Below are 789 nucleotides of genomic sequence, written 5' to 3'. Positions count from 1 at the left end.
TCGCCTGAAGATGCAGAGAACCCCTGGTAGACGGGTGGATCACCACAATCAACGCCGTCACCACCAGGGGCTCGGATGCTTTTCTATCGTGCTGCCGTCGATTTGTCGCGCTCAACGCTGAACTACGTGGCCGGCATCATCCGCCGCCACCGCAAGGCCATCGGCTCCGCCTGGCGGCGGCTCAACCCCATCCAGCAGGCCCTGCTGGTCCTGGTCTACCTGCGCAAAGGCGAGACGTACACCGAGCTTGCCGCCGGGTTCGGTGTATCGGTCGCCACCGCCTGGCGGTACGTGGAGGAAACCGTCGCCCTGCTGCGCGCCCGCGCTCCCAAGCTCGACCGCGCCTTACGCAACGCCGCGCGAAACGGTCTGCACTACCTGGTGCTGGACGGCATGCTCATCCCCATCGACCGTGTGCGCGCCGACCGGCCGTACTACTCGGCCAAGCACCGCATGCACGGGATGAACATCCAGGTCATCGCCTCCCCAGACGGCACGATCATCTGGACCTCCGGCTCGCTGCCGGGCAGCACTCACGACCTGACCGCCACCCGCATCTGGGGCGTCCTGCGCGCGCTGGCGCAGGCCGGCATCCCAACCCTGGCCGACAAGGGTTACCAAGGAGCCGAAGGCCCGGTCGCCACGCCGTACAAGGGCCGCAACAAGCCCTTGCCGCAGAAGGCGGCCAACCGCTCCCACGCTCGGCTACGCGGGCCTGGCGAACGCGCCAACGCCCAGCTCAAGAGCTGGCGCATCCTCCGCAAGCTCCGCTGCTGCCCACACAAGGCA

1 protein-coding gene is annotated in these 789 nt (G+C 67.7%); it reads left to right on the top strand.

Annotated elements, in window-relative coordinates; all coding sequences use genetic code 11:
• Window positions 1-75 precede the first annotated feature (75 nt).
• On the top strand, window positions 76-789 hold a 714-nt coding region (locus ABD844_RS52620; RefSeq protein WP_344897787.1), incomplete at its 3' end, for a transposase family protein.

The sequence above is a fragment of the Nonomuraea antimicrobica genome (genome assembly GCF_039536965.1).
GTDB lineage: Bacteria > Actinomycetota > Actinomycetes > Streptosporangiales > Streptosporangiaceae > Nonomuraea > Nonomuraea antimicrobica.
This window is presented reverse-complemented; position numbering and strand designations above follow the sequence as displayed.